Origin of the sequence: Photorhabdus sp. P32, from assembly GCF_038085095.1 — a bacterium.
Taxonomy (GTDB): domain Bacteria; phylum Pseudomonadota; class Gammaproteobacteria; order Enterobacterales; family Enterobacteriaceae; genus Photorhabdus; species Photorhabdus luminescens.
Map to the genome: position 1 here is coordinate 1 of NZ_JAZGJN010000104.1, position 1,111 is coordinate 1,111.

Here is a 1,111-nt window from a genome sequence, read left to right on the forward strand (position 1 = left end):
TATCATGAAATATATTATTTTGATGATGGTTTTACTGTCTTCTAATGTATATGCGGAAAATATAGAAAAATATATTCCGAAAACGGTGTTTACAGGTATGCATTATGAGGATAAGGAAATTACTTTGAAAACACCTCGAACTGTTGAGGAGTTTTATAAACTAGAAAAACTGGCAGAAAAAGGGAATGCGGATGCTAATTTTCTACTTGGTCGTTTATATAGTGATAGCGCATTAGTAAGATCTGAAAGAGATTATCAGATGGCTAAATATTATTATGAGAAGGCTTTAGATCTAGATAAAAACCATATGTTAGCTTCATACTGGTTAGGGGGGATTTATAAATATGCTGGTAGGGATAAACAAGATGTGAAAAAAGCAATGGAACTTTATGAAAAAGCAGGTAGCTTGGGTTTTATAAGGGCGTATGACAATATTGCCGTCACTTACTTGCATGGTGATAATGATGTTCCACAAGATTTAGAGAAGGCGAAAATATATTTCCAGAAAATGGCTGATATGGGGGATGAAGAATCTAAATCTATTTTAGAACATTGGGACATCATTATGATACAACAAGGATATAAGGAGCCTGATTGATATACCCGTTATCTTTCAAGTTGCCTCTTTGTTGGCTGCGCTCGCTCACCCCAGTCACATAGTTAGCTATGCTCCCGGGGATTCACTCCCTTGCCGTCGCGATGCATCTTGAAATCCATAGGGTATATTTAATGAGAAATTTTCATTGTGAATAAAAATTTACTTTATTAAATCATGGTTATTCAATCTGTTATTAATAGGAACTTATATTTAAGTTAGAATTTAAATCGTGTTAGTAATATATTTATGTTACTTGTTTTAGTAATTAATAGATTAGCAGTGTTTTTCTGAATAAATATATTTACATTTGGCGTAATAATTTTTCCTATTTAGATGAGATATATGTTTTTGATTTCTATTTATCATTGTTAATTATTTCTTAATTAATGTGAAATTGCTAATTTTATGTTATATAGTTACCATGCAAAAAATAACATTATTATTAATTTAATATTTAAATAATTTCTTATTTATACATATATATGTATTGATATTTTTACACTCATTATTGGG

The 1,111-nt window shown here is 30.0% G+C and carries 1 protein-coding gene; it reads left to right on the plus strand.

From position 1 onward, the window contains the following. The coding region (locus tag V2H77_RS00515; protein ID WP_341497239.1) for a tetratricopeptide repeat protein at positions 1-598 on the plus strand (598 nt) is incomplete at its 5' end. Positions 599-1,111: the final 513 nt, after the last annotated feature.